The sequence below is a fragment of the Streptomyces sp. NPDC096152 genome, from assembly GCF_044763235.1.
Taxonomy (GTDB): Bacteria; Actinomycetota; Actinomycetes; order Streptomycetales; family Streptomycetaceae; genus Streptomyces.
Genome location: NZ_JBIWFW010000005.1, coordinates 227,251 through 253,062 on the forward strand (window position 1 = coordinate 227,251; position 25,812 = coordinate 253,062).

Sequence of the window (25,812 nt, forward strand, 5' to 3'; positions counted from 1 at the left end):
GTGGGCGACTCGAAGACGTGTGGGGGCAGTACGGCCTTACGCGCGCTGCGCCACGCCCGTCGGATGACGGGACCGGCGAGGATGCCGCCGGACTCACCTGATCAGTCGGCATGCCCACCGTCGTGGCTGACTTTCGTCGGCTCAGGCACAGACGACCCCCGGGACGAGGTGCCGCCCTCACCGGTGGAGGGCGGCCACAGCCTTGACTCGGTCATTGAAACTCCCGGCCAAAGTCGCTATGCCGACCACGTGGCGTGCTGACAGGTGCAGATGGGGCACCAGGCGGGTTCGAGGTGTGGACAGCGGCTGTGCGGTGGCCCATTAGCCCACCTGGCGAGGTGTGCCGGTGCGGGGCGCCGGTCTGCGCGCTTTCGCGTGCTTCGATCGGGCCAGGAGGCATACGACATGGTTGACGACCGATCACACCGCACCCGCCCCCCGTTCGTCCCGTCCCGGCGCAACCTGCTGACCGCGGCGGTGGTGGCCCCCGTTCTCACCGGGGTCCCCGGCGCCCGGGCCCTGTCAGGGCCGCACGGCCGCGCCCAGGTGGCGCCGGTGATGACCACGCCGGCGGACTGGGCGGACGTGGGCAGGGCGCTGGGCCGGCCCGGTGACATGCGGCGGTTCATGTACCACACGGGTATGCCGCGCGGGGACCTCGAAGTGTTCTCCCACGGCGTCCGGATCGACCCCGCGCTCGCCCTGGGTACGCACGTGTCCTTCGTCCGGTACGCCGACGGCAGCACGCTCCTGATGGGCGACGTCGTGCTCACCGAGGACGAACTGCAGTGCGTCACCGACGTCCTGCAGCAGCACGACATCATGCAGACCGCGATCCACAAGCACCTGCTCGCCCACGAGCCGGACGTCTGGTGGCTCCACGTGCACGCCCACGGGCACGATCCGGTCGCCGTCGCCCGCGGCCTGCGCGCCGCGTTCGACCGCACCGGCACTCCGCCCGCCGAACCGGCCGCCCCCGCGCCGCGGGTCGACCTGGACACCGCCGCCATCGACGCCGCCATGGGCGTCAAGGGTGTCCCCGACGGCGTGGTCTACAAGTCCACCTACGTGCGCCGCGAGACCGTCGCCGACGGTCATCTGATCCTGCCCCCGGGGCTCGGCTCCACCACTTCCGTCAACTTCCAGCCGCTGGGCGGGGGCAGGGCGGCCGTCAGCGGTGACCTGGTGATGACCGCCGGCGAGGTCCAGCCCGCGCTCGTGGCCCTGCGGCGGGGCGGCATCGAACTGGTCGAGCTGCACCACCACCACCTGACCGACGAGCCGCGCCTGTTCTTCGTCCACTACTGGGCCGTCGGCGACGCCGTCGCGCTCGCCATGGCCGTGCGCCGAGCCGTGGACACCACCGACGTCGTCCCCATGCCCGGAGGAACCAGCTCATGACCGCGGACGACGAGCCGATCACCTGCCCGTTCGACCACAGCGAAGCCCTGGAGTTCGACCCCGCACTCGCGGACCTCATGCGCCGCGGCTCCCCGGCCCGCATCCGGCTGGCCTACGGCGACGCGGACGCCTGGCTGATCACACGTTTCGAGTCCGTCAAGCAGGTGACGACCGACCAGCGCTTCAGCAGGGCGGGCATCATCGGTCGGGACTATCCGCGGATGACGCCGGAGCCCATCGTCTCGCCGGAGTCGATCAACGTGATGGACCCGCCGCAGAGCAACCGCGTCCGCCACCTGGCCTCGCAGGCGTTCACCCAGCAGCAGGTCGAGGCGATGCGGCCCCGGGTCGTCCGGCTCGCGGACGACCTGCTGGACGAGATGGAGGAGCAGGGCCCGCCGGCCGATCTGGTCCGGCACCTCTCCGACCCGCTGCCCCAGCACACCGTCCTGGACCTCCTGGGCATCGAACGAGGGGAGTGGCCCCGCATCCAGGAGTCCCTGTACCAGCTCCTCGTCGTCGGCGAGGAGAACCAGGAGGCCGCCGCGAGCGCCAAGGCCGATCTGACGGCCTACTTCGCCAAGCTCGTCGAGCAGCGCCGCTGCACGCCCGGTCCCGACCTGATCAGCGTGATGGCCGCGGCCCGGGACGGCGAGGAACAGCTCGACGACCGGGAACTGGCGGTCATGACGATGGGGCTGGCGCTCAGCGGCCAGGACACGGCGACCTGCCAGATCAGCGACATCACCTACCTGCTCCTGACGCGACCCGAGCTGATGGACCGGCTCAGGCGGCGCCCCGACAGCCTCACCGACGTCCTGCACGAGATGCTCCGCTGCATCCCGTTCCGCAAGGGCGTGGGCATCCCCCGGGTGGCCCTGGAGGACGTCGAACTGGACGGCGCCCACATCCGGGCCGGCGACTTCGTCCACGTGTCCTACCTGACGGCCAACCGCGACCAGGAGCGCTACCAGGACCCGGACCTCATCGACCCGGACCGGCCCACGGCCCCGCACATGACCTTCGGCTGGGGCGGACACCGGTGCATCGCCATGCCGCTGGCCATGGCCGAGCTCGAAGTGGCCATCGGACGGCTCATGGAGAGGTTCCCCGGACTGCGGCTCGCGGTGCCACCGGAGAAGCTGCGCTGGGACACGAAGACGATCCGGCGCTTCCCGCTGGAGCTGCCGGTGGCCTGGTAGACACGCCCGCACCGCGAACGGTGGGCCACTTCCGGGGCGCTCCCGGAAGTGGCCCTCGCGCTGTGGCGCGGATATGAGCGGTGCCCGGCGGCGGCCCGCCGGAAAGCCCTCAGGCCGGCCGTGCCAGACGGGCCGTGAGGACAAATGGTGGGGACCAGGTCGCCGGCCGGTCAGGTGCCCTAGCCACTCCGCCACAGGTCATCCCCGCAACCGGCCGTAGATGACCCAAGCTTCCCAAGCTGAGAGCGCGAGTTCGATTCTCGTCACCCGCTCCATATGAAACCCCCAGGTCAGGAAACCGGGGGTTTTTCGTTGTCTAGAACGGTCGAGGGCGCGCGCACCACAACCGCACCATTGAGGGACCAATGAGCTCGCCGAGACTCACTGCTTCTTCCAGCCGACCGGTTCCTCACCGGCGCCCCTCCCCGTGTTGGCGCCGGCTTCGATGTCCGAGTCGAAGTTGCGGACGAGTACGACGCTTCGTTCCGGAAGCCGGCCAAGAGCGAACTCGCACAGCTCCATGAGCGCCGCGCTTTCCGCGTGCCCTTCTTGGCGCGGTGGGCGAGCCGGTGCGTCGACGACGCGAACGGGTGCACCCTCGGGTGAGTGGCGAGTGATGACGCCCGACTCGGCGGCGTCTTGGCAGGGCCGACCAGACGCCGTGTGCCACGCTGGGCCGCAGGCGAAGCCGCGACGTGGTCGGCTCAGGGCCTCGGAGCATGGTCCGGGCCTGCCTCGGAAGACGCGAGCGGACGCAGGGCGGAACCGTGGGGCGACGCGACAGACAGCGGCGGTCCGGCGGACCGGCCGGCGATGGGCCCGGACCGGAGTTCGGGGCGCTGTTCCTTCCCCTCGCCCTGGAGAACCTGCTGCTGACGTACACCTCGACCGCCATGAACGTGGCGCTGTCGGCGATCGTCAGGGATCTGCACACCACGCTGACCGGTGTGCAGTCCGCGATCTCGCTGTACTCCCTCGTGGTGGCCGCGTCCCTGATCGCCGCGAGCAAGATCGGGGCCCGCCGCGGGTTCCGGCGCACCTTCGTCTTCGGCGCGGGGGTGTTCGCGGTGGGGACGCTGGTGACCGCACTCGCCCCGAACATCACGTTCATGCTGGTCGGCTGGTCGCTGCTGCAGGGGATCGGCGTCGCACTGATGCTTCCGGCGCTGCTGTCCCTGCTCACCGAGGCGCTTTCCGGGGCCACGCGGACGAGGGCGCTGTCGGCGCTGGGCACGATCGGCGGCATCGGCGCGGCGGCCGGCCCCCTGCTCGGCGGCTTCATCACCCACTACTCCAGCTGGCGTGTGTCGTTCCTCATGAGCACCGTGGTCACGGTCGCGGTCGTACTCCTCATGCGGCGGGCGGCCGAACCCGAGTCGCCGCCCGCGCGCCCCGGGCAGCCTTTCGATGTGCCCGGGGCGCTGCTGTCCGCCACCGGAGTAGGGCTGCTGGTGGTCGCCATCCTGCTCGCGGGGCGTTACGGCCTGCTCAGGGCCCGGCAGGATTTCGAGGTCCTCGGCCACACGCTGTTCCACCGCGGCGGCCTGTCGCCCGTGCCCGTCCTCGCCGGTACCGGGCTGGTGGTGCTGGTTGCGTTCGCCGTCTGGGAGCGCCATCTGGTCGAGCGAGGCAAGGATCCTCTCGTGCGGCTGTCCGTCTTGCGGAACCGCACCGTCCGGGCCGGCACACTGACCCAGGCGATGCAGTACCTGGTGCCCAACGGCGCGCTCTTCCTCGTACCGGTGTTCCTGCAGACGACCCTGGGCTTCGACGCGCTCCGCTGCGGTATCACGCTGCTGCCGACGACCCTGGGGCTGATGCTGACCGCCGCGCCGGCCGCACGGCTCGTCGCCGCCCGGCGGATGACCCACCGCGCCGCCCAGATGTGGTCGTTCGTGTTCATCCTCGCCGGTTGTGTCGTCGTCGCCGCCCTGTTCGACCCGCGCCGGGGGATCACGGCCACGGGCCTGGCGCTGGCACCGGGTCTGTTCCTCGTCGGTATGGGGCAGGGCATGGCCACGACGGTCACCGACCTCATCCAGTCGGCCGCGCCGCCGGACGAGGTGAGCGACGTGACGGGGCTCTCGCGCAGTGGCACCTACCTCGGGAGTTCCCTGGGCGTGGCGCTGGCGGGTGCCGTCATGACCACGGCGCTGCTCTACTCCTTCGAGTCCGGGGCGGACGGCAGCCCCGTCCTGACGTCGGCGCAGAAAGAGCTGACGAAGGAGGCGCTCGGAAAGCAGGTCCAGGTCACGGCGGCGACAGACGAAGCGGTCCGCGCGAAACTCGAGGCACGGGGGGTGGCGGGGGCCGCCTCCCAGGAAGTCGTCAGCATCAACGCCTATGCCCGCGAGCGGGCGCTGACCTTGGGGGTCGCATGCATGGCCGCTCTGGCGGCTGTGGGATACCTGGTGGCGGCCCGGATCCCACGGGGCCGTAGGCGCGCACCGCGGACCCGATGAGGTACGTCCGTGGGCCGTCCTCGGCGCGTGTGGCCTTCGTCTCCCTTCGGGGGTCGCGGCACGCTCGCCGGTGTCCGTCCCGCGATGACGGCAACGGCCGCGTACGGACCTTCCCAGGAGGTCACAGCGCTGTGAGCGGAAACGCTCGCCGGCAACACTGCACCCCCGCGAACCAATATCTGTGGTTGCGACGCCAGAAATCGACACGGCGCACGATAAACATTCCTGCAACCAGAGATGGTGCGGAAATACGTACCGCGCAGGGCCGACACCGACGTGCTACTGTCGTCATCAGTTGCGAGTGTGGTTGCCAGAAGGATTTCCGACGGCTGAGCATCGCGGCGACACGGAATGCGCACAGGGCGTGTTCCTGACACCGTCTCCGAAGGAGAAACCAAATGGCTACCGGCACTGTGAAGTGGTTCAACGCGGAAAAGGGCTTCGGCTTCATCGAGCAGGACGGCGGCGGCGCCGACGTCTTCGCCCACTACTCGAACATCGCCACCCAGGGCTTCCGCGAGCTGCTGGAAGGCCAGAAGGTGTCGTTCGACGTCGCGCAGGGCCAGAAGGGCCCGACGGCCGAGAACATCGTTCCCGCCTGACGCGCCGACACCGACGCATACTTCGCAGCTGGGGCCCGCACCTTGGGGTGCGGGCCCCAGCTCGCTTTGTTTCCAGGGCGATTCCGCCCTGTCATTTCCGGCCCGTTCTCGCGATTCTCTGCGCCGCTCATTCTGCTGCGGAAATCCCTTGATACGCGCCCGCATCGAGGAGGTTCCGCATGAACCGCACACGCCCTACTCGCGCACGCCCCAATCGCACATACGACCGCTTCGGAGGAAATGCCGCAGCGGGCCGCTCCGGCACACCGCGCCGCTCCAAAGGTTACGGAAACCGACAGCCCGCGGGTGGCGAGTTCGCCCCGCCGAAGACGGTCACGCCCGCGTTGCCCGCCGTCGAGTCGTTCGCCGATCTCGCCATGCCGGCGCCCTTGCTGACCACGCTCGGCCATGAGGGCGTGACCGTGCCGTTCCCGATCCAGGCGGCGACCCTGCCGAACTCCCTGGCCGGCCGTGACGTACTCGGTCGCGGCCGCACCGGGTCGGGCAAGACCCTCGCCTTCGGCCTCGCGGTACTGGCCCGTACGGCGGGCCGGCGCGCCGAGTCGCGCCGGCCACTGGCCCTGGTCCTCGTCCCCACCCGTGAACTGGCCCAGCAGGTCACCGACGCGCTCGCTCCCTACGCCCGCTCCGTGAGCCTGCGGCTCGCCACCGTCGTCGGCGGAATGTCCCTCGGCAGGCAGGCCGGTGCGCTGCGCGCCGGTGCGGAGGTGGTCGTCGCGACGCCCGGCCGGCTCAAGGACCTCATCGACCGCGGCGACTGCCGGCTCGACGACGTCGCCACCACGGTTCTCGACGAGGCCGACCAGATGACCGACATGGGCTTCATGCCCCAGGTCACCGCCCTGCTCGACCAGGTGCGCCCCGAGGGCCAGCGGATGCTCTTCTCGGCCACCCTGGACCGCAACGTGGACCTGCTGGTCCGCCGCTATCTGACCGACCCGGTGGTCCACTCCGTCGACCCGTCGGCCGGTGCCGTCACCACGATGGAGCACCACGTACTCCACGTGCACGACGCGGACAAGCACCGCACGACCACCGAGATCGCGGCCCGGGACGGCCGGGTCATCATGTTCCTGGACACCAAGCACGCCGTGGACCGGCTGACCAGGCACCTGCTGAACAGCGGTGTCCGCGCCGCGGCCCTGCACGGTGGCAGGTCCCAGCCGCAGCGCACCCGGACCCTGGCGCAGTTCAAGGACGGCCACGTCACCGTCCTGGTGGCCACCAACGTCGCGGCCCGCGGCATCCACATCGACAGCCTCGACCTGGTCGTCAACGTGGATCCGCCCAGCGACCACAAGGACTACCTGCACCGTGGCGGTCGTACGGCCCGGGCCGGCGAGTCCGGCAGCGTCGTCACCCTCGTCACCCCCGATCAGCGCCGCGGCATGAGCCGCCTGATGGCCTCGGCCGGCATCACCCCGCAGATCACCCCGGTCCGCTCGGGCGAGGCGGAGTTGAGCCGCATCACGGGCGCCCAGGCGCCCTCCGGCGTCCCGGTGGTCATCACCGCACCGGTCGTGGAGCGCCCCCGCCGCGCGTCCTCGCCGTCCAGGGGCCGCCGGGGCCGCACCGGCCAGGGCCGACCCGTCGGTGCGGGGGTGGGGCGCGGGGCCCGGCGGCGACCCGGCGACGAGTCGGCTGCCTAGGCCGACGCGGTCCCCAAAGCCCCCGTTGGCCTCCCGGGAGACACAGTGGCCTCCGGGGCCTGCGAGGGCGACCAAGCCGACCGGCCCTTACCGAAGGAGACACCCTTGACGCCTGCGCGGACGCAGTACGGCATGACGGACCCCGCCCCCGTGACCGTGGTCGAGGACATCGAGGGGCACGGACCTCGGGTATGTGACGACATGACCGTCGAGGTGGCTCTGGCCGTCATGGCGAGTGCCCGGGTCGAGCACCTCACCGTGTGCGATGGGGACGACCAGAGCACGGCTCTGATCACCCTGGTCCGGCTCGCCGTTCTCCGCGACAGTTCCACGTACACGGACCGGATCCGTCTGCGGGACGTCCTCGACGGATCGCTGCCCTCGCCCGTCCGCCCCGACGGCGTCGGCGAGCACGGCGGGGCTCCCGGCGTACTGGCCCTCTCGCGCTGAGCCGCCTCGCCCCGGGCAGACACTCCACTCCAGGTCGCGTCGGCACTGCTCGGCGACACCGACCACCCGTGGCCGTATGAGGACGGGCGGGAAACCGCCCTCAGGATCCCGGTGGGGGCCCTGCCGACGCGCGTCGGCAGGGCCCCCACCGCTGTGTCGCGGTCCGCTCGGAAGCCGCCGGCCGGGCAACGGGGCGAAGCCGGCGTCTCACCGGTCGAAGTAGCTGAGATCGCCCACGGTCCATGCGCTGACGTCCTTGATCGCGACTCGGTACATGCCGCCCGTCTCCGGGATGCCGAGGCTTCCCTGCAGGATCCGGGCGAGATGGAAGTGCAGATGCGTGGGCTCCTCGCCGCGACCGGGCCGGTTCCCTCGCGAGCCGCGGGTGAAGACGTCCGAGAACGGACCGAGACGGTCCGAGTCCTTCAGGACCTCTGCCACCCGCTCCCTCCACACGGCCTCGGGAGCCAGCCGGCCGGTGATGACGGCACCGCCGACGACCACGGTCAGCGACATCTGATTGCTTCGCTCGGACTCCACCGCGGCGGAGATCGCGACGAGCAGCTCATCAGGGTTCGACATGACAGCAGAGCTTATGCGGCCCGCCCTTACGCGCGCCCCCCGCGGGGCTGAAGCGGCTGCGCGCTCGGCAGGAGGCGGCTTCCGCGGGCCGGTGAGCGACGACCGCGGCAGGGTTCCTTCTCCACCGGAAGGGTGAAATCTACTTTGGCAGAAGTAGACTTTCGCTCCCGGCGTGGGTACGCTTCTTCTCGTAGACGCGGTCGAAGGAGACCCGCCAGACACGAACTGGCGGGTGACTGAATACGAAGTACGCAGGTCAGTGCGGCTCTCGAGCCTCGAAGCCAAAGTGTTCCCAGAACGGTGACGGGACTGGGAGCCGCACTGGGCGGCTCGCACGTCGAGGAGCTGCCAAGAGTGGTATCGGTTCATCCAGTGGTTGGTTCAGAGAGGAACGGAGGAGCAGACGCCATCAGGATCGCCCGGCCCGAGAAGCACTCGGCCCGGGTACCGCAAGACCCCGGATTGGATGGTGGTCCCCGGTCACGCAGCTGCGATCCCCGCTCCCCCGCCCGCCGGGCCGGGTAGCGGAAACAGAAGGTCGGCACAGCAATAGGGCCGACAGATGGTGTTGAATTTCCTTCGGGGCCCTGGTGCCGTACGGCACCAGGGCCCCTCGACGCGTTGCACAACGAGGTGACATGACAGCGGACAACCCACTTGGTGATCGTCTGGACGACGACGACTACCCCGCATACACGATGGGCCGGGCAGCCGAGATGCTCGGCACCACCCCGGGCTTCCTCCGAGCCATCGGTGAGGCCCGTCTGATCACTCCGCTCCGCTCGGAGGGAGGACATCGCCGGTACTCCCGCTACCAGCTGCGGATCGCCGCTCGCGCCCGCGAGCTCGTCGACAGGGGGACCCCGATCGAGGCCGCCTGCCGCATCGTCATCCTCGAGGACCAGCTCGAGGAAGCTCAGCGCATCAACGCCGAGTACCGCCGTGCCACCGGCGAATCGGCGGGCAGTGCGGGGGCCCGCTGAAGACACGGGCGCCACCGTGTCCCGTCGTACGCAGGCTCCTACTTGCCGGTCGAGCCCTTCGGGGCGTCGGAGCCGGAGCCGTCTCCGGCGGCGGCCGGGACGGCCGGAGCTTTGCTCGGCGGCATCGGCGCGGCGGTGACCAGCACCCTGGCGTACGCGCCCATCACCGCCGCGGTCAGGACGAGGATCACCAGCCAGCGCAGATGCAGGCGGGCGGGCAGGCTCAGCGCCCAGGGCAGCAGCCCGCCGGACGGTGGACGCCCCGAGCGGCGGCCACGTGAACGTCCGCCTCGGCTCATCGTCTGCTCCTTCTGTTCAGGGTCCGCGAGCGCGGACGGGACCGGCCGATCTGATCGCGGTAGTCGAGAAGTTCCAGGGGCATGTCGAAAGCGACGGCTGCCACCATCTGCGGGCCGTGGGTGGTCTCACGGGTGTAGCGGGCGACGAAGCGCTCGGAGCGCAGCGACCCCTCGGTGATCTCCACATCGGTTCCGAGAGAGGGGATTCCCACGGCCTGGATGCGGGTGCCGTGCTGCTCGGACCAGAAGCGCGGAACCGGTGCGAAGCGGGCGGAGCGGTCCGGGCCGCGCAACAGCGCGTCCGCGGCATGCTGCCCCATCTCCACGGCGTGGATGAGGTGCTCCGTCCGGCGCGGCTCGGCGTCGAAGCGCAGATTGGGCCAGCGGGCCACGTCACCCGCGGCGACGACATGCGGAGCCGGCCGGCCCCAGCGGTCGGTCGCGTGGCAGGTAGGAGCGCACAGCACGCCGTCGGAAACGTCCAGTCCGCTGTCGCGCAGCCATTCCGTGCGTGGTTCGCTGCCCAGACCGAGGACGACGAAGTCCGCATCGATCAGGCCGCCGTCGTCCAGCCGCAGCCTGAGTTGGTCACCGTGGTCCTGCCAGTCGGTGATCCGTGTGCCGAGTCGTACGTCGACCCCCGCCCTGCCCTGGATGTCACCGACCACGGCGCCGACCCGCTCACCGAGGACCCGGCGCAGCAGCGGTGCGCTGTGCACGACGAGGGTGACGTCCAAGCCGCGGCCACGGAGCGTGCAGGCCAGTTCGCAGCCGACGAATCCACCGCCCAGGATCACCACGTGGCGGGCGTGTGCGGCATCCATCGCCCGCCGTACCGCGGCGGCGTCCTCCAGTGTGCGGATCGTGCGGATGCGATCGCTGAAGAGCGGGGCTTCGGGAAGGCGCCTGGCGTCCACCCCGGTGGCCACGACCAGCCCTTCGAAGGGAAGCCGCTCGCCGCCCCGCAGGTGCACGGCCGACCCGTAGAGGTCGAGGCCGATCAGCCTGGTGTCCAGCAACCAGTGGGCGTCCAGCCCTTCCTCGGCCCTGAACGTCATCTGCTCCGCCCCGAGTTCACCGGAGAGGAACTGCTTGGACAGGGGCGGGCGGCTGTAGGGGCGGTGTGCTTCCTCGCCCACGATGACGAGCTCCCCGTCGAAGCCGCGTTCTCTGAGCCGGCTCGCCGCGCTGAGGCCGGCCAGCCCCGCGCCGGCGACGACGATCCGTTTGCGGCTCGCACGCGCTGCCGCACCACTGCGCACGGGACGTCCGGAACGTCTCTCGTCAGCGGAACCGGCGGTGCGGGTGCGCCCTCCCTCGATCTTGATGGCCTGCATGGGGCAGCATCGCGCGGCCTGACGCGCATTGGCCGCGAACTCCGCCGGAACGGCACGGGTGTAGTGCAGCGAGCCACCCTCGGAGATCCGGAAGACCTCGGGCGCCTCCTGCTGGCATATCCCGTAGATGTGGCAGCGGTTGTTGTCCACGCTGATCCGGGCGGGCTCGTCCTCCGGGACCAGCACGGGGCGCGGCAGGTCGAACGACTCGGCGGGAAGCGCTTCCGCGGCCGGGAGTCCGGCCGGGGCATGCCAGGCCGGGTGGGCGGCGCCTGGCTGAGCCTGCTGGGGGATGAACGGCACCACCCCATGACGGTCCCCGGGTGCCGTGGACGTGGGCGGGAAGTGCTCCCCCCGGTGCCCGGTATGAGGATGGCTCACCTGGCGGCTCCGGCCCCGCTCGGGAAGGCCCGCCGGCGCAGCCTGGAGCGTGAGGGGAAGACGCGGATGAGGAAGGCCACCAGCACCGTGCCGGCACCCGCCGCCACGCCGACCGCCACCAGGTTCAGATGGCGCGGTTCCGGGTGGACGAGAAAGACATGCAGCCAGATCAGGACGAAGGACGCGTAGGCGAGCTGATGGACCCGCAGCCAGCGGTGGTAGCCCAAGCGGTTCTGCAGCCACACCGAGCAGGCCACGGCGATGGCCAGCTCCGTCCCGAGGATGCCCATTCCCACCGGGACGCGCTGGACGCCGCCGAAAAAGGGCAGCGTCAGCTGCGCCCAGCCGATCCGCCAGATCGGCTGGTAGAGGAACGTCAGACCGTGGATGCCTCCGAAGATCACCGCCGAGAGGGCCAGCGTCATGTGGGCGCCGTAGAAGGTGGCCCTGTTGACGGCGCGCTGCATGAACCGCAGCCTCAGCATCACCCCCAGGACGACTGTCGAGACCATCAGCACGTAGGCGATGATTGCGGCCAGCCGTGCGATCTTGTGCACGCCGATGTCGTACGGCACGTGCTCGCGGTACGCGTCCAACGGTGATCCCGGTATCGGCGGCGCGGCAGCGACGGCCTCGGGAGCCAGAAGCGCGGTGGCGCCGGCGACCGTCACTGCGACGACCAGCCACCCGGCACATCCGCCGACGACAGGACCGCGCCCGGACGGCACCTTGTCCCTCAGCATGTTGTGAGCTCCTCGCATCGACATGCCCCGCGGAACGCACGGACGGGTCGGCCGGTCGGGGCGGCCGCCGCACGCGGAGTGCGTCCACGCAGGGGATGACACCAATGCCCCCGAGGGCGAGCCACCTGCGGATGAGTCCGCTGCCCCCGCAGAGGCGGCGCGCTGATGGCCGCAGACGCTACACGAATGCGGACGGCCGATCGGCGTCTTCAGGAAGACAAACGCAAGGGGAATGCCGCGAAATGTTCTCTTTGCGAAGCCGAAGGGGCCGGTTCCGTGGGCAATCTCTGAAAGTCCTCTGAATCCCGTGTGCGCACGGTGCCTTCGCGCGGAGATCCCGCCGGGAGTGAGAATCCCCTGTGAGAAGCGCCACTTCGTTCGCCTCCGACACCGGTCACCGGAACCCGTGACGCCTGAGACGCACGGCCAGGGCCGGGCACTGGTTGACGGCGCGGCGGGCGCCGTGCTCCTGCCAGGGGGCGACCGGGATGGTGGTGGAGGTGGGGTAACCGTGCGGGCCGAGGCGAATGAGCTCGGGGGCCAGCACGGCGCACAGACCGTGGCCGGCGCAGCGGGACCAGTCCACCTCCAGTCGGGCGCCTTTCGCAGGGGGGAGGGGCAGTACGCCGCGCACGGGACGGCCGCAGCCGGGGCCGGACAGGTGGGCGTCGACGTCCTCGGAGAAGACGTCCAGCGCGGTGAGCAGGAAGCGGGCCGTGCCGTCCGGGTGGGAGCAGGCGCCACCACCCTGGGCCGCGCCGAGGGCGCGCCGGGCGTCCTCCAGCACCTCGGGCCCGCCGGCACCGGCGGCCAGCACCGCCAAGGCCTCGGCGGCATCGGGCAGGCCGCGCTTGCACGGTCCGCACTGGCCGGCGGACTCGGTCGCCAGCCAGGCCGCGATCCGGGCGGTCTCGCCGAGCGGGCAGGTGTCGTGGGGCAGCGCGACGATCGCGCCCGCGCCGAGGGTTCCGCCGAGGCCGGCGAGTCCGGCACGGGAGAGCGGCGCGCCGACGGCGTCCGACGGGTGCAGCCAGGCGCCGTGGTAGCCGCCCACCAGCACGCCAGCGCCGGGCTGGAGGCCGCAGGCGTCCAGTACCGGCCCCAGCGGGGTGCCGGTCGGAACCTCGACCACGAGCTGATCAGCGCCTGGCCGGTTGACGGTGAGCAGGACCGTACCGGGTTCACCGACGGCGCCGACGGCGGCGTAGGAATCAGGTCCGAGCCGGGCCGCGACGGCGAGTTGGGCCCAGGTCTCGGCGTTGGACAGCAGCGTCGGACGGCGACGCACCCCGCCCGTTCCGCCGTCGGCCGCGCGGGCCTTCAACGGCGCCGGTACCACCGGCAGGCCGTTGATGCCACGGATCAGGGCCCCGGATTCGCCGGAGACGAAGCGGTCGGGCAGGCACACGGTCCGGGCCCGGCAGGGAAGTTCCCGCTCGGCGAGGGCCGCCGGGACCGACATCTCGCCGGGACCGCCCGCGGCGACGCCGATCACGATCTCCTCGGCTCCGAACGCGGCCGCGGCCAGGCAGGCACCGTCCAGTACCAGATGCGGCACGCGGGCGAGCAGCATCTTGTCCTTGGCGCTGGCCGGTTCGCCCTCCGCGCCGTTCACCACGACGACCGGCCGCGCGCCGGCGCGGTCGGCGGCGGCGAGCGTGGCCCGGGCCTTGCGGGCGAACGGGAAGCCTGCGCCGCCGCGGCCGGACAGGTCGACGGCTTCGGCCAGGGCGAGCAGAGCGTCCCGGCCCGGTGGGCGGAGCGGCGGGTGGACACGGGTGTGCGCGGCGAGGTCCAGGCGCTGGTGGCGGTCCAGACCGGCGGTCAGCCGGGCCGAATCCAGCCGGCGCACCTCGGGCAGCTCCAGCGGGGCGTCCTTCACTCGCTGCTCCCCGGCTGGGCCAGGCGGACCGGCCAGGGCCCTGGTTCCGCGGCGTGCTTGGACTGTCCGGGCAGGCCGGCACTCCGTGGGAATCGGCGAGCCACCGTCGTCGGTGCCGCGGGCCCGGCGGCCCAGGCGATCGGGCGGGCGCCGGTGAAGGGCCGGGCCGACCGCGTGGACAGGTCGGCCAGCGCGGCCGGGCGGACCGCAGCGGGCCGATAGGCCTTGGCGCCGCGCCGGCGCCGGCTCAGGTTCCGGTGGCGGCCCAGGCAGGAAAGTGCACGGACCAGCAGTGCGAGCGCCACCAGGGCCGCGAACAGGCCGTAGCCCCAGATCACCCACGGGTGCGCCTTGCGCCCAGCCGTCAGCCCGTGCGCCAGTGAGACCGGCCAGCAGACGTACGCCGTCGAGTGCAGCACCCGCCACAGCCAGGGGCGTCGGCTGCCGGCGAACCGGCCGCGGAGCACGCCGGTGGCCGTGATCAGCACGAGCAGGTCAGCGGCGATGGCGCCCAGGCTCACCGGGAGGGCGGCGCCGCCGGTGAACGGGGCCACCGCGGTCAGCGGAGCGACGTGCCGCCCGACGACCTTGACCGCGATGTGTGTGGTCAGGAAGCCGAGCGCCGCGACGGCGCTCGCCCGATGCACCGACTGCACGGCCACCCGCAGCCGGGGGGTCAGCATCAGCCGGTCGGTGGCGGCGAGCCCGCATGCCACCACGGCCGTCAGCGAGAGCAGGGTGAAGACACCGGCGAAGCAGTCCAGGAAGGCCATCACCCGGCCTGCTGCTCCCGCCCACGCAGCGCCGACCACGGGCCGGGCGAGCAGGGCGACGCTGGGCATGGGGCACCTTCTTCCTTGCGATCGGCTGACGCGGCCAGGCCGTGGCGGGCCGGATCGGGGTTCCGAATGCCCACGTCGGGGCAGCGCGCCGCCGGGGCGTGGCCCCTGCGGCACTACACGACAGGGGCCCATCGTTAGCTCGCGCCCGGCCCCGTGCCAACCGCCTCCGATACGACCCACGACCGTAGCGGGGCCCGGCCTCGGCGCCGGACGCTCGTCAGACGACGGGCGATATGGTCCACGACCGTCCGTAGTAGATACCGAGAGCGGCGTGACGAGACTCACCGACCAGCAAGCCAGGGGGCCACCCCGGCGTTGGAGATGTCTCCGAACGTCCGGGGCCCACCGTTCTGGTGATGGCCACCCCGACCACCACATGCCCGTACGGGGGTGAGAGACGTTCGAACTCCAGGATCATCACCTCCACGACCCCGAAGCCCATGCCGGTCCGGCCGTGCCGGCTCATGTCGATGGTGCCGTCCGGCGACCGGCTGTCGTAGTGAACCGGAGCCTTGACGTCCCGAGGGCTCGGACGGCTCCGACGTGCCGGAGAAGAAGAACACTTCCGGCATGTGCGGCCAGTGCACCGGAGTCCGGCCCACGGCCACGGCGCAGACCCACGTGGCCACCACGGTCACCATGCCGACAGGCCTGCCCGGCCGTCCTGCTTCTCTCGCGGCCCCGGGTGGACGGCCGCCACAACGGTGACATGACGACCCGTGCTCAGGTCCCCAACCTCCCGGCGATCCACGACGCCGCAGCCCCCGCGCGCCCTTGAGGACGCATCAGGCCGGCGTCTCGACCGCCGAGCCCGCCCGGGCCGGCTCCCGCACCACGCGGCGGCGGCGGGCCGGCATGAGCAACGGGTGGGCGACACCCCAGGCGGCGCCCTTGCAGACCAACTCCTTGTAGCGGGCGGCGATCCGTCCCGTCAGGGCGGTCCGCACGGCGCGGTCGTCGGCGGTGACGTACTGGATCAGGCCTTCCTTGCGGCCCAGCGAGATGCACTGGTTGAAGTAGCGGAGCGGCACCTTCGGGAGCTTCCCGCCGGTCAGGCGCGCCGCGATGGCGTCGGCGGCCTGCCACGCGGTCGGGACGCCCGAGGCGCACGACATGCGCAGCGGCTTGTCGCCGGGACCCGTCACCATGGCCGCGTCGCCGATGGCGTACACGTCGGGATGCGAAACCGAGCGCATGGTCCGATCGACCACGATCCGGCCTGTGCCGGTGACCTCCAGGGTGGTGGCCCGGGCGATCGGGTGGACGGCGAAGCCGGTGGTCCACACGGTGACCGCGGCGGGGATCGTCCCGCCCTCGGCCGTGGTGACGCGGTCGGCCTCGACGCCGGTGACGGCGGTGTGCTCGTGCACGGTGACGCCGAGCTTGTCGAAGACCTCGCGCAGGTGCCCGCGGCCCTTGCCGGAGAGCCAGTCACCGAGGCCGCCGCGGGCGACGAGGGCGACATCGAGGTCCGGCCGGGCCTCGGCGATCTCGCTCGCCGCCTCCAGGCCGGTGAGACCGCCACCGACCACGACCACGGGCTCTCCGGCGTCCAGGCGGGCCAGGCGCTCACGCAGCCGCAGCGCTCCGGGACGGCCGGCGATCTCGTGGGCGTGCTCGGCGGTGCCGGGGACGCCGTGGTCGTTCCAGCCGCTGCCGAGGGCGTAGACGAGGGTGTCGTACGCCAGTTCCTCGGCGCCGTTCGCCGCGACGACCGTGACCGTCTTGCGGTCCACGTCGACGCCGGTGACCTTCCCGAGCTTCAGTTCGACGCCGGTGCCCGCGAACATCTCGCTGAAGGGCCGCGGCTTGAGGTCCTGGCCGACCGCGAGTTGGTGCATCCGGACGCGCTCTACGAAGTCGGGCTCGGCGTTGACGAGGGTGAGGGCGACCTCCCCGGGGCGCAGCCGTCCAGCGAGGCGCCCGGCGGCGATGGCTCCTGCGTATCCGGCTCCGAGGACGATGATGCGGTGCTGCATTTCCTGGCTCCTGTCGTCAGCGGGTTCGCCACTTGAACCGGGCCGGCCGCCCTTTCCTGACAACAGCGCGATGTGAAGCACCTCACATCAGGATCAGAAGGCTCAGGATCAGAAGACGTGGAGCAGGGGTTCACCGTGGTCGGCGGACGCCCACCGCCGGGTCGCCCGTTCGAGCTTGTCGGGGTTGACCTGATTGCGGAACGCGGCGATGCCGCCCGCGGTGACCTCCAGGCAGACGACGCCGACGACCCGGCCTTCGACGACCGCCACGACGGCGGGGTCGCCGTTGGCGGTCGTGGCGTAGACCTCGGGTGAGCCACCGGCCAGGACGCGCTTGGCCTTGCTCGGTCTGAACAGGCCCCGCATGAACTTCGCGACCGCGAGCGCGCCCTCGAACGCCTTGGCCCGGGCCGGGACCTTCCCGCCACCGTCGCCGATCGAGACGGCGTCCTGGGTGAGCAGCCGTACGAGTGGCTCGGTCCGGCCGCTGGTGGCCGCCGCGAGGAACTCTTCGACGATCCGCCGGGCGGCGGCCTCGTCGATCTCGGTGCGGCTCTTGCCGTCCACCACGTGCTTCTTGGCACGGTGGAAGATCTGCTGGCTGGCGGCCTCGGTGATGTCGAGGATCTCGGCGATCTCCCGGTGGGGGTAGGCGAAGGCCTCCCGCAGCACGTACACCGCGCGCTCGTTGGGGGAGAGGCGCTCCAGCAGGGTGAGGACGGCGTACGAGACCGATTCGCGCTGTTCGGCGGTGTCGGCCGGGCCGAGCATAGGGTCCCCCGCGAGCAGCGGCTCGGGGAGCCATTGGCCCACGTAGGTCTCGCGCCGCGCGCGGGCCGAGGTGAGCTGGTTGAGGCACAGATTGGTGAGGACCTTCGCCAGCCATGCCTCGGGGACCTCGATGTGATCGACGTCGGCGGCCTGCCAGCGCAGGAACGTCTCCTGCACGGCGTCCTCGGCCTCACTCGCGGAGCCGAGGAGGCGGTAGCCGATGGCCTCCAGGCGAGGCCTGGAGGCCTCGAACCGTTCCACGTCGTTCACGGTCAGGGCCATGGCCCGGATCCTAGCTCCCAGAGGGGCCGTACTCCCCCGCGTCAGGTGGGCCGGCCGCGGGGGCGGTCGCGGGACGCCCCAGCGGCCCGGCTGTTCCGGTGTGCGTCACGCGCCGAGCGGCAAGGGCGACGGGCTCGCCCCGCTGTGCGGGTACAGCCAGGGGCTTTCGGCCCCTGCTCCGAGGTGGGTGATCGCTGTCAGCGCGTCCGACGCGTTCTTGCAGCGCGGGTGCCGTGCGGCGAAGGCCGCGATGCGGTCCCGCTGGGTGAGGAGCCAGTCGGCGACGGCCTGCGGGTCGCCGTCGTACCACCAGAACCGGAAGTCCTCCCACAGGAGTTCGGTCGCCCAGTGGACCGCCAGCCGGACGAGGCCGGCGTCCGCCTCGGGGCCGGGGAGTGCCGCCATGTACTCCAGCCACGGCCCCAGGCCGTCCGTGGCGTTGGCGATGCCTTCCACGAGGTCGGTGATCTCCCCGGGGGACCGGCCGTCGGTCACGGCGATCGCGAGCAGGGCCCGGAAGGCCCGTTCGACCGCCGTACGTTCGGAAACCGGCCAGTCGATCAGCCGGGCTCCGTGCGGGCCGAGACGGTCGAGTTCCCCCGCCGGGTCGGTCCCGGGGCCGTCCGGGCCCCAATGGCGCAGGGCACGGGGCAGGAGGCGACGCCACAGGACGGGGTACTGGTCGGCGCTCCAGTGATCGACGACCTCTCGCAGGAAATGCCCGAGGAGATCTTCCGGTACGGCGGACGGGTCGCCGCCGAGGATGCGCAGCTCCGGCGTGCAGAAGGTGCAGCCCTCCACCGGCCGGTCGAGCTCGGGCGGCGGAGCGAAGATCCGGTCCACCTCGGCGAGCGCGTGCTCCCACATCGCGTAGGGGTCGAGGGCGAGCTGATCAGGCATGGCAGGTACCTACCGATGACTCCGCACAGGGCGCCTGGCGAAGAGCGTGACGCTACCACCCGACGCACCCGGTGCCACCCCGTCCCACCCCACCCGGCCGCCCGCGCGCGGTGCGCGGCGGACGGGGACGACAGGGCCACCGTGACGCTTGATCAAGTTTCGGCGCTTAGAAGGTGGGACCTGATCGGTTCCTCAACCAGCCATATTTCAGGGCGACTTGACCAGAGCAGGCGCGCGTGTCGCGCGTGTGATCGGTCGAGTTCACCACACTCCCTTGGGGGGACCTTGACGAGAAGTACCATGCCGAGGCGCGTACTGGCCCGCACGATGGGCGTGATCGCGGCAGTCACCGTCGCGCTCACGGCCGCCCCGCTGGGGGGCACCGCGGAGGCCCAGAGCGCGGAGTCGGGAACGCTCAGCTTCAGCGGCGGCACCGGCGAGCCCATCTCGGGCGGTCAGTCGTACGCGTACGCGGCCGGCGCGGTTCAGCTGTTCGACGTCCAGGGCAGCCAGGACGAGAACAGCCTGACCGTCGCGGTCGACGCGGACGAGAGCACGCGCTGGCGTCTCATCATCGCCGCGCCCGACGGTCAGAAGCTGACCGAGGGCACCACGTACACCGGGGCCAAGCAGTGGCCCTACGCCCAGCCGGCCGATCCGGAACTGCAGTTCAGCGGGACCGACAACGGGACCGACAAATGGTGCAACACCAATTCCGGCTCCTTCACCATCGAGCACGTCGCCTTCGGCCCCTACGGCTACGTCCGCGAACTGGACGCCACCTACGAGCAGTACTGCAACGGGTCGACGGTGCCGCTGAGCGGTGAGGTGCACGCGGTCATGCCCGAGCCTCCGGCCGAACTGACCCTGGGAATGACCACCGACCCCAACGGCACGGTGGACGTCCGGGACGGTCACATCACCGTCGGTGGCACCGTGACGTGCAACAAGCCCGCGAGCGTCTCGCTGACCGGGCAGGTCTTCCAGGTCCAGAACAACGGAACGCCGGGCGCGTCCTACTCGGCCACCGTCGCCTGCACCCCCGGCGCGCCCGTCCCGTGGTCCGTCAGCCTGACCAGCCAGGAACCCGACACCTCGTTCCGGCCGGGCACCGCGACGATGCGCGGCAAGGCCAGGGCGGACGACCGCGACTACCCGGTGACCGTCGACACCGGGCAGCAGGAGTCCGAGGTCACGCTTTCCAAGGTCTGACCGCCGGCCGCGGGTGACCACGACGGCGATCCGGGCCGACAGCGGCTGAACCGGCCGCGCAGCCGGCACGGCCCCTCACCGGGGCCGTGCCGACCTGTGTGTGGTCCGGGCCGGCCCGCCGGAGCGCGGAGCCGACCGGTGTCCTGGCCGATGTGTCGCTCCGATCCGGGTCCTGGCCCGGGTCCTGGCCCGGGTCCTGGCCGGGGTCCTGGCCGGGGTCCTGGCCGGGGTCCTGGCCGGGGTCCTGGCCCGGGTGTCGCGCAGGCGCCCGTCGGCGCGTGAGCCTGTCGGGCCGTCAGGAGCCGGTGCCCGCGCCCGGGTCCTCCGGGCGGATGCGTCCGCGCCAGCCTTCGCCCTCGCCGCCGCCGCCCTCGATGTAGTCCTTGAAACGGCGCAGGTCACCCTTCACCCGCATGTCGATCACGCCCAGCGCGTCCGCGCCCTTCTCGGCGACACCGGTCGGCTCGACCTCCATCGTGAGCTCGACCCTGGTGTGCGCGTCGCCCAGCCGCTCGAAGCGGACCGAGCCGCGCTGCCGGGTCTCGCCGCCGACGGACCGCCAGGTGATCCGGTCGTCCGCCAGCTGGTCGACGATCTCCGTGTCGAACTCGCGCCGCACCCCGCCGATGCTGGTGGTCCAGTGGTTGTGCCGGTCGTCGAGCTGCCGGACCTCCTCGACGCCTTCCATGAACTTCGGGAACTTCTCGAACTGCGTCCACTGGTCGTACGCCCTGCGGAGCGGGACCTCCACGTCGACCGTTTCCTTGACCGTGCTCATAGATCCCTCCTGGTCCGCTGGTCGCCGGAGCCGGCCGCGCCGGCCTCCCGCCTCTGTGCGAGGCACCGGGTACCCGGGAAACCGATGTGAAGACCACGGCTTCGGAACGGGACCCCGCGCCTCAGCGGCCGAGTGCGTTCCGCAGCTCCTTCTTGGTCATCGAGGAGCGCCCCGGGATGTCGCGCGTCGGGGACTCCCCGCGGGCCTCGGCGCTCTCCCTGATGTGTCCGTACCGGCGAGGACACCCGCGCGCCCCCGTTACGCCCGCCGGGCCACGGGGTACTCGGCAGCGCGTTCCCGAAAGCGCCGCCACACACCTCACCCGGGAGACACGATGTCCGACATCCCGCCGCAGCCGCGTGACTGAGAGAGCCGGACGGGCGGCGGAGGCCATGGAGCGGCGGTCGGACCCGACGGGGCTCGCTCTCCTCGTGGTCGACATGATCAACACATACGAGCACGAGGACGCCGAACTGCTCGTGCCGTCCGTCGAACGTGTCGTGCCCGTCCTGGCGGGGCTGCTCGACCGGGCCCGCGGGGCAGGCGTGCCGGTGATCTACGCGAACGACAATTTCGGGCTGTGGCGCTCCCACCACGGAGAGCTGGTGGACGCCGCGCTGGCCGGGTCCCACGCCGACCTGATCGAGCCGATACGGCCCGACGACGAGTCGCTCTTCGTGGTGAAGGCCCGCCATTCCGCCTTCTACGAGACGCCCTTGGCCTACCTCCTGTGGCGTCTGGCCGTCGGACAGGTGGTGCTGGCCGGTGCGGTCACCGAGCAGTGCGTCCTCTACTCCGCCCTGGACGCGCACATCCGCCACCTGGAGGTCACGGTGCCCAAGGATGCCGTCGCCTCCATCCACCCCCATCTGGCGTCCGCCGCGCTGGAGATGATGGAGCTCAACATGGGCGCCCGGATCGTCACCGCGAAGGAGATCGACTTCACGGATTCATCCGCCGGGTCCTGACCGAACTCGCCCGTGCGGAGTTGGCCGTGCGGAGTTCGGCCGTGCGCACTCGCCGTGCGACATCGGCCGTGCAGAAGGTGATCGTCAGGATCATCCGCGAGTCGCTCCCCATTCGGCGATGGGCGCGCGCCGTCGATACAACTCTTCGGCGTCGGGGTGTGTCTGACGTGCTGAACCGGCGTTCGCCCGCAGTTCACCGTCCGTTGCCGCCGCTTCCCATGACCATCCCCGCGCCGATCACGAAGAGACGCTGGAGTCGTCCGACCAGTCGGCCCAGGCGGCGACGGTCAGGCCGGCCGTGGTGCCGGCCACGGCGGCCGCGACGTGACGCCGGGATGCCGGGATGCCGGGATGCCGCCCAGTACACCGGCATCAGCAGCGTCAGCACCAGCCCGATCACCTGCCAGGCCTCGTACGGTCCGGTCGTCGTGCCGTCGGGGTGTACGTCACGCTGCTGGTCCCAGCCCAGCCAGGCGGCCCAGAGCGGCAGCGACGCCCCGGCGGGCACGAGGACCGGCAACAGCGGGAGCACGGGTTTCATCAGTCCTTGGCGCATGGCCCAAGCGTTCCGGCTCACGCCGTCGCCGGACAGAGCCCCCGTACTCAGCCCGACCCGAGTACCCGGACCGGGGTCATGGTGCCCCCCGGGCCGTCGTCGTCAACGGCGGTCGGGGCCGCGGCCGACGGCGGTGCCGAACCACTTCGGGAGGTGGCCGAGCAGATCCCGCTGGTCCTCGCCGGCCCACGCCACGTGGCCGTCCGGCCGCAGCAGCACCGCGGGCACGTCCAGGTCCTCGGCGACGTCGGCGACGTGGTCGACCCGGTCCGCCCAGCCCTCCACCGAGAGCCGGCCGGTCTGGTCGAGCAACAGTCCGCGGCCGTGGTGCATCAGCTCGTAGAGGCGGCCCCGTTTCAGGTTCACGTCCCGCAGCCGCCGGCCGAGCAGGTCGTGGCCCTCGCCGAAGTCGTAGCGGACCTCGACCGCGGTGATCATCCCGGTCACGTACCGGTTCACCTCCTCGAAGTCCATCAACTCGGAGAACAGCTCCCGCAGTGCGGTCGCGCCCGGATCGGTCCCCAGCAGCGTCATCTGTGCCCGGGTACCGGCCAGCACGCGGGCGCCCACCGGGTGGCGCTCGGCGTGGTAGCTGTCCAGCAGCCCCTCCGGCGCCCAGCCGTTGACCGCGGCGGCCAGCTTCCAGCCGAGGTTGAACGCGTCCTGCACACCGAGGTTGAGGCCCTGCCCGCCGGTCGGCGGATGGATGTGCGCCGCGTCACCGGCCAGCAGCACCCGGCCCACCCGGTAGCGCTCGGCCTGCCGGGTGGCGTCGCCGAACCGGGACAGCCAGCGCGGCGAGCGCGCGCCGAAGTCGGTCCCCGCGACCGCCCGCAGCCGGTCCCTGAACTCCTCCAGGGTCGGCGCGGTCGTCCGGTCCTCGGCCACCTCCGCGGCGGGGACGACGACGCGGTACACGCCCTCGCCCTCGGGGATGACACCGAAGCGCAGTTGAGTGCTGCGGACCTCCTCGACGACGGCGGCGATCGTCTCCGGATCCTCGGTCAGTTCCATGTCGCCCAGCAGCGTCTCGACCTTGGCGGGCTCGCCGGGGAAGCCGACGCCGAGCAGCCGGCGCACCGTGCTGCGGCCGCCGTCGCAGCCGACGAGGTAGCGCGAGCGCAGGCGCGTGCCGTCCGCCAGCTCGACGCCGACCCCGTCCTCGTCCTGGCTCAGCCCGATCAGCTCACGGCCGCGCCGGAGCTCGGCTCCCAGTTCCCGGGCACGTTCGTCGAGCAGTCGCTCGGTGACCGGCTGCGGGGTGGCGAGGCCGTACGGGTGGGCCGTGTCCAGGCGGTCCGGCCACGGTTTGACGATGCCGCCGAAGAGACCCCCGACCTGGAACTTCTCACTGACCGCGAGGAACCGGTCCAGCAGGCCGCGCTGGTCCATCACCTCGACGCTGCGCGCGTGCAGCCCGCGTCCGCGGGACTGCCCGCTCGGCTCGGTCAGCTTCTCCAGCACGACCACGTGCACTCCGGCCAGCCGCAGCTCGGCGGCCAGCATCAGTCCGGTCGGTCCGCCACCGGCGATGATCACGTCGATCATCAACGCCCCCATTGTTTCCGCAGGTTGTCGCTTCGGCCGGAGATTCTGCGGCACGAGAGGGGCCTTGCCGCAAGCCCCCCGGTGCGCTATACGTTGAGAGTGGCAAGGAGTGGGGTGACCTCCTTGCCTTTGTCATTTCTTCGCGCCGGCGCCTGAGGACCTAGGCGAATTTCGCGGTGTCCGTCGGGCGCAGGCCGTCGAGGGCGGCTCCCAGGATCGGGGCGACGTAGTCGGGGTCGCCGTGGATCGTGGCGATGGCGATGACCATGTCGCAGATCTGCTCGAGGGTGAGGTCGGCGCGGACTTCGCGGGACTCCTGTGCGGCGACGAGGAGCGGCCGGCCGGCGGCCAGGACCCGGGGGCGGTTCTCGCTGAAGACGGGGTTGTCGCCGCCGGACTGCGCCAGAAGCTCGGAAGCGATGTCGTGCTTGCTGGTGAAGAAGGCGAAGAACCGGTGCAGCCAGGCCGTGAGAACCGCTCCCGGCGTCTCGCCCTCGACGGTCCCGGCGGCCTCGCAGATGGCGTCGACCTCGTCGACGTAGAGGGCCTCCAGGAGCTCCCGGCGGCCGGGGAAGTTGCGGTAGAGGGTCGCCATGCCGACCCCCGCGCGGCGCGCGATCTCGGCCATCGACACCTGGGCGCCGGGTTCGGCGAAGGCGGCGCGGGCGACCGCGAGGATCTTGCCTCGGTTGCGCTCGGCGTCGGCACGCCTCGGCGGTGCGGGCAGCTGGTCCGGGGTCATCGGGCTTCCTAAATGGATAGGCTATCCGGTACGCTGAACGGACAGGCTATCCGGTTCTGCGTGGAGCCTGATTCTACCCATCCGCCGCGATCGGTTCGCGGTGAGCGGAGGAGCTTCGATGGACTACCGACCCCTGGGACGCACCGGCGTCTCCGTCAGCCGGCTGTGCCTCGGCGCGATGATGTTCGGCGCTTTCGGCAACAGTGACCACGACGACTCGATCAAGATCATTCACCGCGCGCTGGACGCCGGCATCAACTTCGTCGACACCGCCGACGTCTACTCCGGCGGGGAGTCGGAGCGGATCGTGGGCAAGGCGCTCGGCGGCGGGCGGCGCGAGGACGTCGTACTGGCCACCAAGGTCGGCCTGCCGTTCGGTGAGGACCGCAACCGGCGGGGGGCGTCGCGGCGCTGGATCACGGAGGCGGTCGAGGGCTCGCTGCGCCGACTGGGGACCGACTGGATCGACCTCTACCAGGTCCACCGTCTCGACGCGTCCGTCGACGTCGACGAGACCCTGGGCGTCCTGTCCGACCTGGTCCGCGCCGGGAAGATCCGTATGTTCGGAGCGTCGACGGCCGCCGCGTCCGAGATCGTCGAGGCGCAGTGGACCGCCGAGCGGCGCGGCCGCGAGCGGTTCCGCACCGAGCAGCCGCCGTACTCCCTCCTGACCCGTGCCGTCGAGTACGACGTGCTGCCGACCTGCCTGCGCCACGGGATGGGCGTGCTGACCTACAGCCCCCTGGCCGGCGGCTGGCTCACAGGGCGCTACCGCAAGGGCCGGGAGGTAGCCGGGCCGGGCTCGCCGGCCCGTCAGCGCCGCTTCCCCGGCGCCTACGACGCCACGTCCCCGGCGAACGCGGCGAAGCTCGACGCCGCCGACGCCCTCGGAGCGCTCGCCGACGAGGCCGGCATGACGCTCGTTCAGATGGCCATCGCGTTCGTCACCCGCCATCCGGCGGTGACCTCCGCGATCGTCGGCCCGCGCACCATGGAGCACCTCGAGTCCTACCTGACGGCCGACGGCGTCGACCTGTCCGACGAGGTCCTCGACCGCATCGACGAGATCGTGCCTCCCGGGCACACGATCAACATCGCCGACAACATGTGGAGCACCAGTACGACCACGCTGGACGCCGCGTTCCGCCGCCGGTAGACCGGGCGGGCCTCGCCCCGCCGCGTGGCGGCGGGCCCGGGGGCGTTCGACGTCGGTCGGGGTAATTCACCCGTTCGGCCCATC

At 71.6% G+C, this 25,812-nt stretch carries 23 protein-coding genes and 2 pseudogenes; 10 read left to right on the forward strand and 15 right to left on the reverse strand.

The genetic code is table 11. The annotated features are described in order from the left end of the window. The first annotated feature begins 405 nt into the window (after positions 1 to 405). Entirely contained in the window at positions 406 to 1,401 is a 996-nt protein-coding gene (locus tag ACIQ9G_RS18760) for a DUF1259 domain-containing protein (RefSeq protein WP_403610511.1), read from the forward strand. Then, the gene (locus ACIQ9G_RS18765) at positions 1,398 to 2,603 is read left to right on the forward strand and encodes a cytochrome P450 (protein WP_403610513.1); all 1,206 of its coding nucleotides are present in this window, start codon (positions 1,398 to 1,400) and stop codon (positions 2,601 to 2,603) included. Before ACIQ9G_RS18760 ends, ACIQ9G_RS18765 begins: the two co-directional genes overlap by 4 nt. 381 nt (positions 2,604 to 2,984) lie before the next feature. Here the strand turns inward: ACIQ9G_RS18765 and ACIQ9G_RS18770 are convergent, their stop codons facing one another. Continuing rightward, entirely contained in the window at positions 2,985 to 3,125 is a 141-nt protein-coding gene (locus ACIQ9G_RS18770) for a hypothetical protein (RefSeq protein ID WP_403610515.1), read from the reverse strand. A gap of 245 nt (positions 3,126 to 3,370) precedes the next feature. Between ACIQ9G_RS18770 and ACIQ9G_RS18775 the strand changes: the two genes are divergently transcribed. The 4 genes from ACIQ9G_RS18775 to ACIQ9G_RS18790 all read left to right on the forward strand — a co-directional run bounded on the left by ACIQ9G_RS18775 (position 3,371) and on the right by ACIQ9G_RS18790 (position 7,787). Next, positions 3,371 to 5,065 carry an MFS transporter gene (locus ACIQ9G_RS18775; protein WP_403610517.1) on the forward strand — a complete coding sequence of 565 codons (1,695 nt, stop codon included), beginning with the start codon at positions 3,371 to 3,373 and terminating at the stop codon, positions 5,063 to 5,065. A gap of 398 nt (positions 5,066 to 5,463) precedes the next feature. After that, positions 5,464 to 5,667, forward strand: a complete 204-nt coding sequence (locus ACIQ9G_RS18780; protein WP_065963989.1) for a cold-shock protein — start codon at positions 5,464 to 5,466, stop codon at positions 5,665 to 5,667. Positions 5,668 to 5,846: 179 nt separating this feature from the next. Next, positions 5,847 to 7,337, forward strand: coding sequence for a DEAD/DEAH box helicase (locus ACIQ9G_RS18785; protein WP_403610520.1), 1,491 nt, complete (start codon positions 5,847 to 5,849; stop codon positions 7,335 to 7,337). Positions 7,338 to 7,469: 132 nt separating this feature from the next. Next, a complete protein-coding gene (locus ACIQ9G_RS18790; RefSeq protein WP_403611283.1) occupies positions 7,470 to 7,787 on the forward strand; it encodes a CBS domain-containing protein in 318 nt (105 codons plus the stop codon). 207 nt (positions 7,788 to 7,994) lie between these two features. On the opposite strand, the gene ACIQ9G_RS18795 is transcribed toward ACIQ9G_RS18790, so the two are convergent. Next, on the reverse strand, positions 7,995 to 8,369 hold the full coding sequence (locus tag ACIQ9G_RS18795; protein WP_403610523.1) for a hypothetical protein: 375 nt from the start codon (positions 8,367 to 8,369) through the stop codon (positions 7,995 to 7,997). Positions 8,370 to 9,007: 638 nt separating this feature from the next. Between ACIQ9G_RS18795 and ACIQ9G_RS18800 the strand changes: the two genes are divergently transcribed. Then, positions 9,008 to 9,352 (forward strand): MerR family transcriptional regulator, encoded by a 345-nt coding sequence (locus ACIQ9G_RS18800; protein WP_403610525.1) that lies wholly within the window; start codon positions 9,008 to 9,010, stop codon positions 9,350 to 9,352. 38 nt (positions 9,353 to 9,390) lie between these two features. Here ACIQ9G_RS18800 and ACIQ9G_RS18805 read toward each other — a convergent pair whose 3' ends face one another. The 9 genes and pseudogenes from ACIQ9G_RS18805 to ACIQ9G_RS18845 all read right to left on the reverse strand — a co-directional run bounded on the left by ACIQ9G_RS18805 (position 9,391) and on the right by ACIQ9G_RS18845 (position 18,768). Beyond that, entirely contained in the window at positions 9,391 to 9,651 is a 261-nt protein-coding gene (locus ACIQ9G_RS18805; protein ID WP_403610528.1) for a hypothetical protein, read from the reverse strand. Beyond that, on the reverse strand, positions 9,648 to 11,294 hold the full coding sequence (locus tag ACIQ9G_RS18810; RefSeq protein WP_403610530.1) for an FAD-dependent oxidoreductase: 1,647 nt from the start codon (positions 11,292 to 11,294) through the stop codon (positions 9,648 to 9,650). Before ACIQ9G_RS18810 ends, ACIQ9G_RS18805 begins: the two co-directional genes overlap by 4 nt. A gap of 71 nt (positions 11,295 to 11,365) precedes the next feature. After that, entirely contained in the window at positions 11,366 to 12,112 is a 747-nt protein-coding gene (locus ACIQ9G_RS18815) for a ferric reductase-like transmembrane domain-containing protein (RefSeq protein WP_403610533.1), read from the reverse strand. A 394-nt stretch (positions 12,113 to 12,506) separates the two neighbouring features. Further along, on the reverse strand, positions 12,507 to 13,994 hold the full coding sequence (locus ACIQ9G_RS18820; protein WP_403610535.1) for an NADH-ubiquinone oxidoreductase-F iron-sulfur binding region domain-containing protein: 1,488 nt from the start codon (positions 13,992 to 13,994) through the stop codon (positions 12,507 to 12,509). Next, complete coding sequence (locus ACIQ9G_RS18825) at positions 13,991 to 14,836, reverse strand: hypothetical protein (protein ID WP_403610538.1); 846 nt, start codon at positions 14,834 to 14,836, stop codon at positions 13,991 to 13,993. Before ACIQ9G_RS18825 ends, ACIQ9G_RS18820 begins: the two co-directional genes overlap by 4 nt. 305 nt (positions 14,837 to 15,141) lie before the next feature. Beyond that, positions 15,142 to 15,341: pseudogene (locus ACIQ9G_RS18830) on the reverse strand (TerD-family protein); the annotation flags it as partial. Between the two features lie 280 nt (positions 15,342 to 15,621). Continuing rightward, entirely contained in the window at positions 15,622 to 16,815 is a 1,194-nt protein-coding gene (locus ACIQ9G_RS18835; protein WP_403610541.1) for an NAD(P)/FAD-dependent oxidoreductase, read from the reverse strand. A 108-nt stretch (positions 16,816 to 16,923) separates the two neighbouring features. Beyond that, positions 16,924 to 17,868, reverse strand: coding sequence for an RNA polymerase sigma factor SigJ (sigJ, locus tag ACIQ9G_RS18840; protein ID WP_403610544.1), 945 nt, complete (start codon positions 17,866 to 17,868; stop codon positions 16,924 to 16,926). Positions 17,869 to 17,973: 105 nt separating this feature from the next. Further along, entirely contained in the window at positions 17,974 to 18,768 is a 795-nt protein-coding gene (locus tag ACIQ9G_RS18845; protein WP_403610546.1) for a hypothetical protein, read from the reverse strand. Positions 18,769 to 19,068: 300 nt separating this feature from the next. On the opposite strand from ACIQ9G_RS18845, the gene ACIQ9G_RS18850 reads away from it, so the two are divergent. Then, positions 19,069 to 19,980 carry a hypothetical protein gene (locus tag ACIQ9G_RS18850; RefSeq protein ID WP_403610548.1) on the forward strand — a complete coding sequence of 304 codons (912 nt, stop codon included), beginning with the start codon at positions 19,069 to 19,071 and terminating at the stop codon, positions 19,978 to 19,980. A gap of 295 nt (positions 19,981 to 20,275) precedes the next feature. Here ACIQ9G_RS18850 and ACIQ9G_RS18855 read toward each other — a convergent pair whose 3' ends face one another. Continuing rightward, positions 20,276 to 20,758, reverse strand: a complete 483-nt coding sequence (locus tag ACIQ9G_RS18855; RefSeq protein ID WP_403610550.1) for an SRPBCC family protein — start codon at positions 20,756 to 20,758, stop codon at positions 20,276 to 20,278. 392 nt (positions 20,759 to 21,150) lie between these two features. Between ACIQ9G_RS18855 and ACIQ9G_RS18860 the strand changes: the two genes are divergently transcribed. Further along, on the forward strand, positions 21,151 to 21,726 hold the full coding sequence (locus ACIQ9G_RS18860) for a cysteine hydrolase family protein (RefSeq protein ID WP_403611285.1): 576 nt from the start codon (positions 21,151 to 21,153) through the stop codon (positions 21,724 to 21,726). Between the two features lie 193 nt (positions 21,727 to 21,919). Here ACIQ9G_RS18860 and ACIQ9G_RS18865 read toward each other — a convergent pair. The 3 genes and pseudogenes from ACIQ9G_RS18865 to ACIQ9G_RS18875 form a co-directional block, all read right to left on the reverse strand. Then, positions 21,920 to 22,282: pseudogene (locus ACIQ9G_RS18865) on the reverse strand (hypothetical protein). A gap of 102 nt (positions 22,283 to 22,384) precedes the next feature. After that, positions 22,385 to 23,830, reverse strand: coding sequence for a rifampin monooxygenase (rox, locus tag ACIQ9G_RS18870; RefSeq protein WP_403610553.1), 1,446 nt, complete (start codon positions 23,828 to 23,830; stop codon positions 22,385 to 22,387). Between the two features lie 160 nt (positions 23,831 to 23,990). Continuing rightward, positions 23,991 to 24,572, reverse strand: a complete 582-nt coding sequence (locus tag ACIQ9G_RS18875) for a TetR/AcrR family transcriptional regulator (RefSeq protein ID WP_403610555.1) — start codon at positions 24,570 to 24,572, stop codon at positions 23,991 to 23,993. Positions 24,573 to 24,690: 118 nt separating this feature from the next. On the opposite strand from ACIQ9G_RS18875, the gene ACIQ9G_RS18880 reads away from it, so the two are divergent. Further along, entirely contained in the window at positions 24,691 to 25,728 is a 1,038-nt protein-coding gene (locus tag ACIQ9G_RS18880) for an aldo/keto reductase (protein WP_403610557.1), read from the forward strand. The last annotated feature ends 84 nt before the right edge of the window (positions 25,729 to 25,812 follow it).

Coding starts and splice junctions, on each gene's coding strand:
- ACIQ9G_RS18760 (WP_403610511.1), top strand. CDS start 406: ATGGTTGACGACCGATCACACCGCACCCGCCCCCCGTTCGTCCCGTCC.
- ACIQ9G_RS18765 (WP_403610513.1), top strand. CDS start 1,398: ATGACCGCGGACGACGAGCCGATCACCTGCCCGTTCGACCACAGCGAA.
- ACIQ9G_RS18770 (WP_403610515.1), bottom strand. CDS start 3,125: ATGGAGCTGTGCGAGTTCGCTCTTGGCCGGCTTCCGGAACGAAGCGTC.
- ACIQ9G_RS18780 (WP_065963989.1), top strand. CDS start 5,464: ATGGCTACCGGCACTGTGAAGTGGTTCAACGCGGAAAAGGGCTTCGGC.
- ACIQ9G_RS18785 (WP_403610520.1), top strand. CDS start 5,847: ATGAACCGCACACGCCCTACTCGCGCACGCCCCAATCGCACATACGAC.
- ACIQ9G_RS18790 (WP_403611283.1), top strand. CDS start 7,470: ATGACGGACCCCGCCCCCGTGACCGTGGTCGAGGACATCGAGGGGCAC.
- ACIQ9G_RS18795 (WP_403610523.1), bottom strand. CDS start 8,369: ATGTCGAACCCTGATGAGCTGCTCGTCGCGATCTCCGCCGCGGTGGAG.
- ACIQ9G_RS18800 (WP_403610525.1), top strand. CDS start 9,008: ATGACAGCGGACAACCCACTTGGTGATCGTCTGGACGACGACGACTAC.
- ACIQ9G_RS18805 (WP_403610528.1), bottom strand. CDS start 9,651: ATGAGCCGAGGCGGACGTTCACGTGGCCGCCGCTCGGGGCGTCCACCG.
- ACIQ9G_RS18815 (WP_403610533.1), bottom strand. CDS start 12,112: ATGCTGAGGGACAAGGTGCCGTCCGGGCGCGGTCCTGTCGTCGGCGGA.
- ACIQ9G_RS18825 (WP_403610538.1), bottom strand. CDS start 14,836: ATGCCCAGCGTCGCCCTGCTCGCCCGGCCCGTGGTCGGCGCTGCGTGG.
- ACIQ9G_RS18835 (WP_403610541.1), bottom strand. CDS start 16,815: ATGCAGCACCGCATCATCGTCCTCGGAGCCGGATACGCAGGAGCCATC.
- sigJ (WP_403610544.1), bottom strand. CDS start 17,868: ATGGCCCTGACCGTGAACGACGTGGAACGGTTCGAGGCCTCCAGGCCT.
- ACIQ9G_RS18845 (WP_403610546.1), bottom strand. CDS start 18,768: ATGCCTGATCAGCTCGCCCTCGACCCCTACGCGATGTGGGAGCACGCG.
- ACIQ9G_RS18850 (WP_403610548.1), top strand. CDS start 19,069: ATGCCGAGGCGCGTACTGGCCCGCACGATGGGCGTGATCGCGGCAGTC.
- ACIQ9G_RS18855 (WP_403610550.1), bottom strand. CDS start 20,758: ATGAGCACGGTCAAGGAAACGGTCGACGTGGAGGTCCCGCTCCGCAGG.
- ACIQ9G_RS18860 (WP_403611285.1), top strand. CDS start 21,151: ATGGAGCGGCGGTCGGACCCGACGGGGCTCGCTCTCCTCGTGGTCGAC.
- rox (WP_403610553.1), bottom strand. CDS start 23,830: ATGATCGACGTGATCATCGCCGGTGGCGGACCGACCGGACTGATGCTG.
- ACIQ9G_RS18875 (WP_403610555.1), bottom strand. CDS start 24,572: ATGACCCCGGACCAGCTGCCCGCACCGCCGAGGCGTGCCGACGCCGAG.
- ACIQ9G_RS18880 (WP_403610557.1), top strand. CDS start 24,691: ATGGACTACCGACCCCTGGGACGCACCGGCGTCTCCGTCAGCCGGCTG.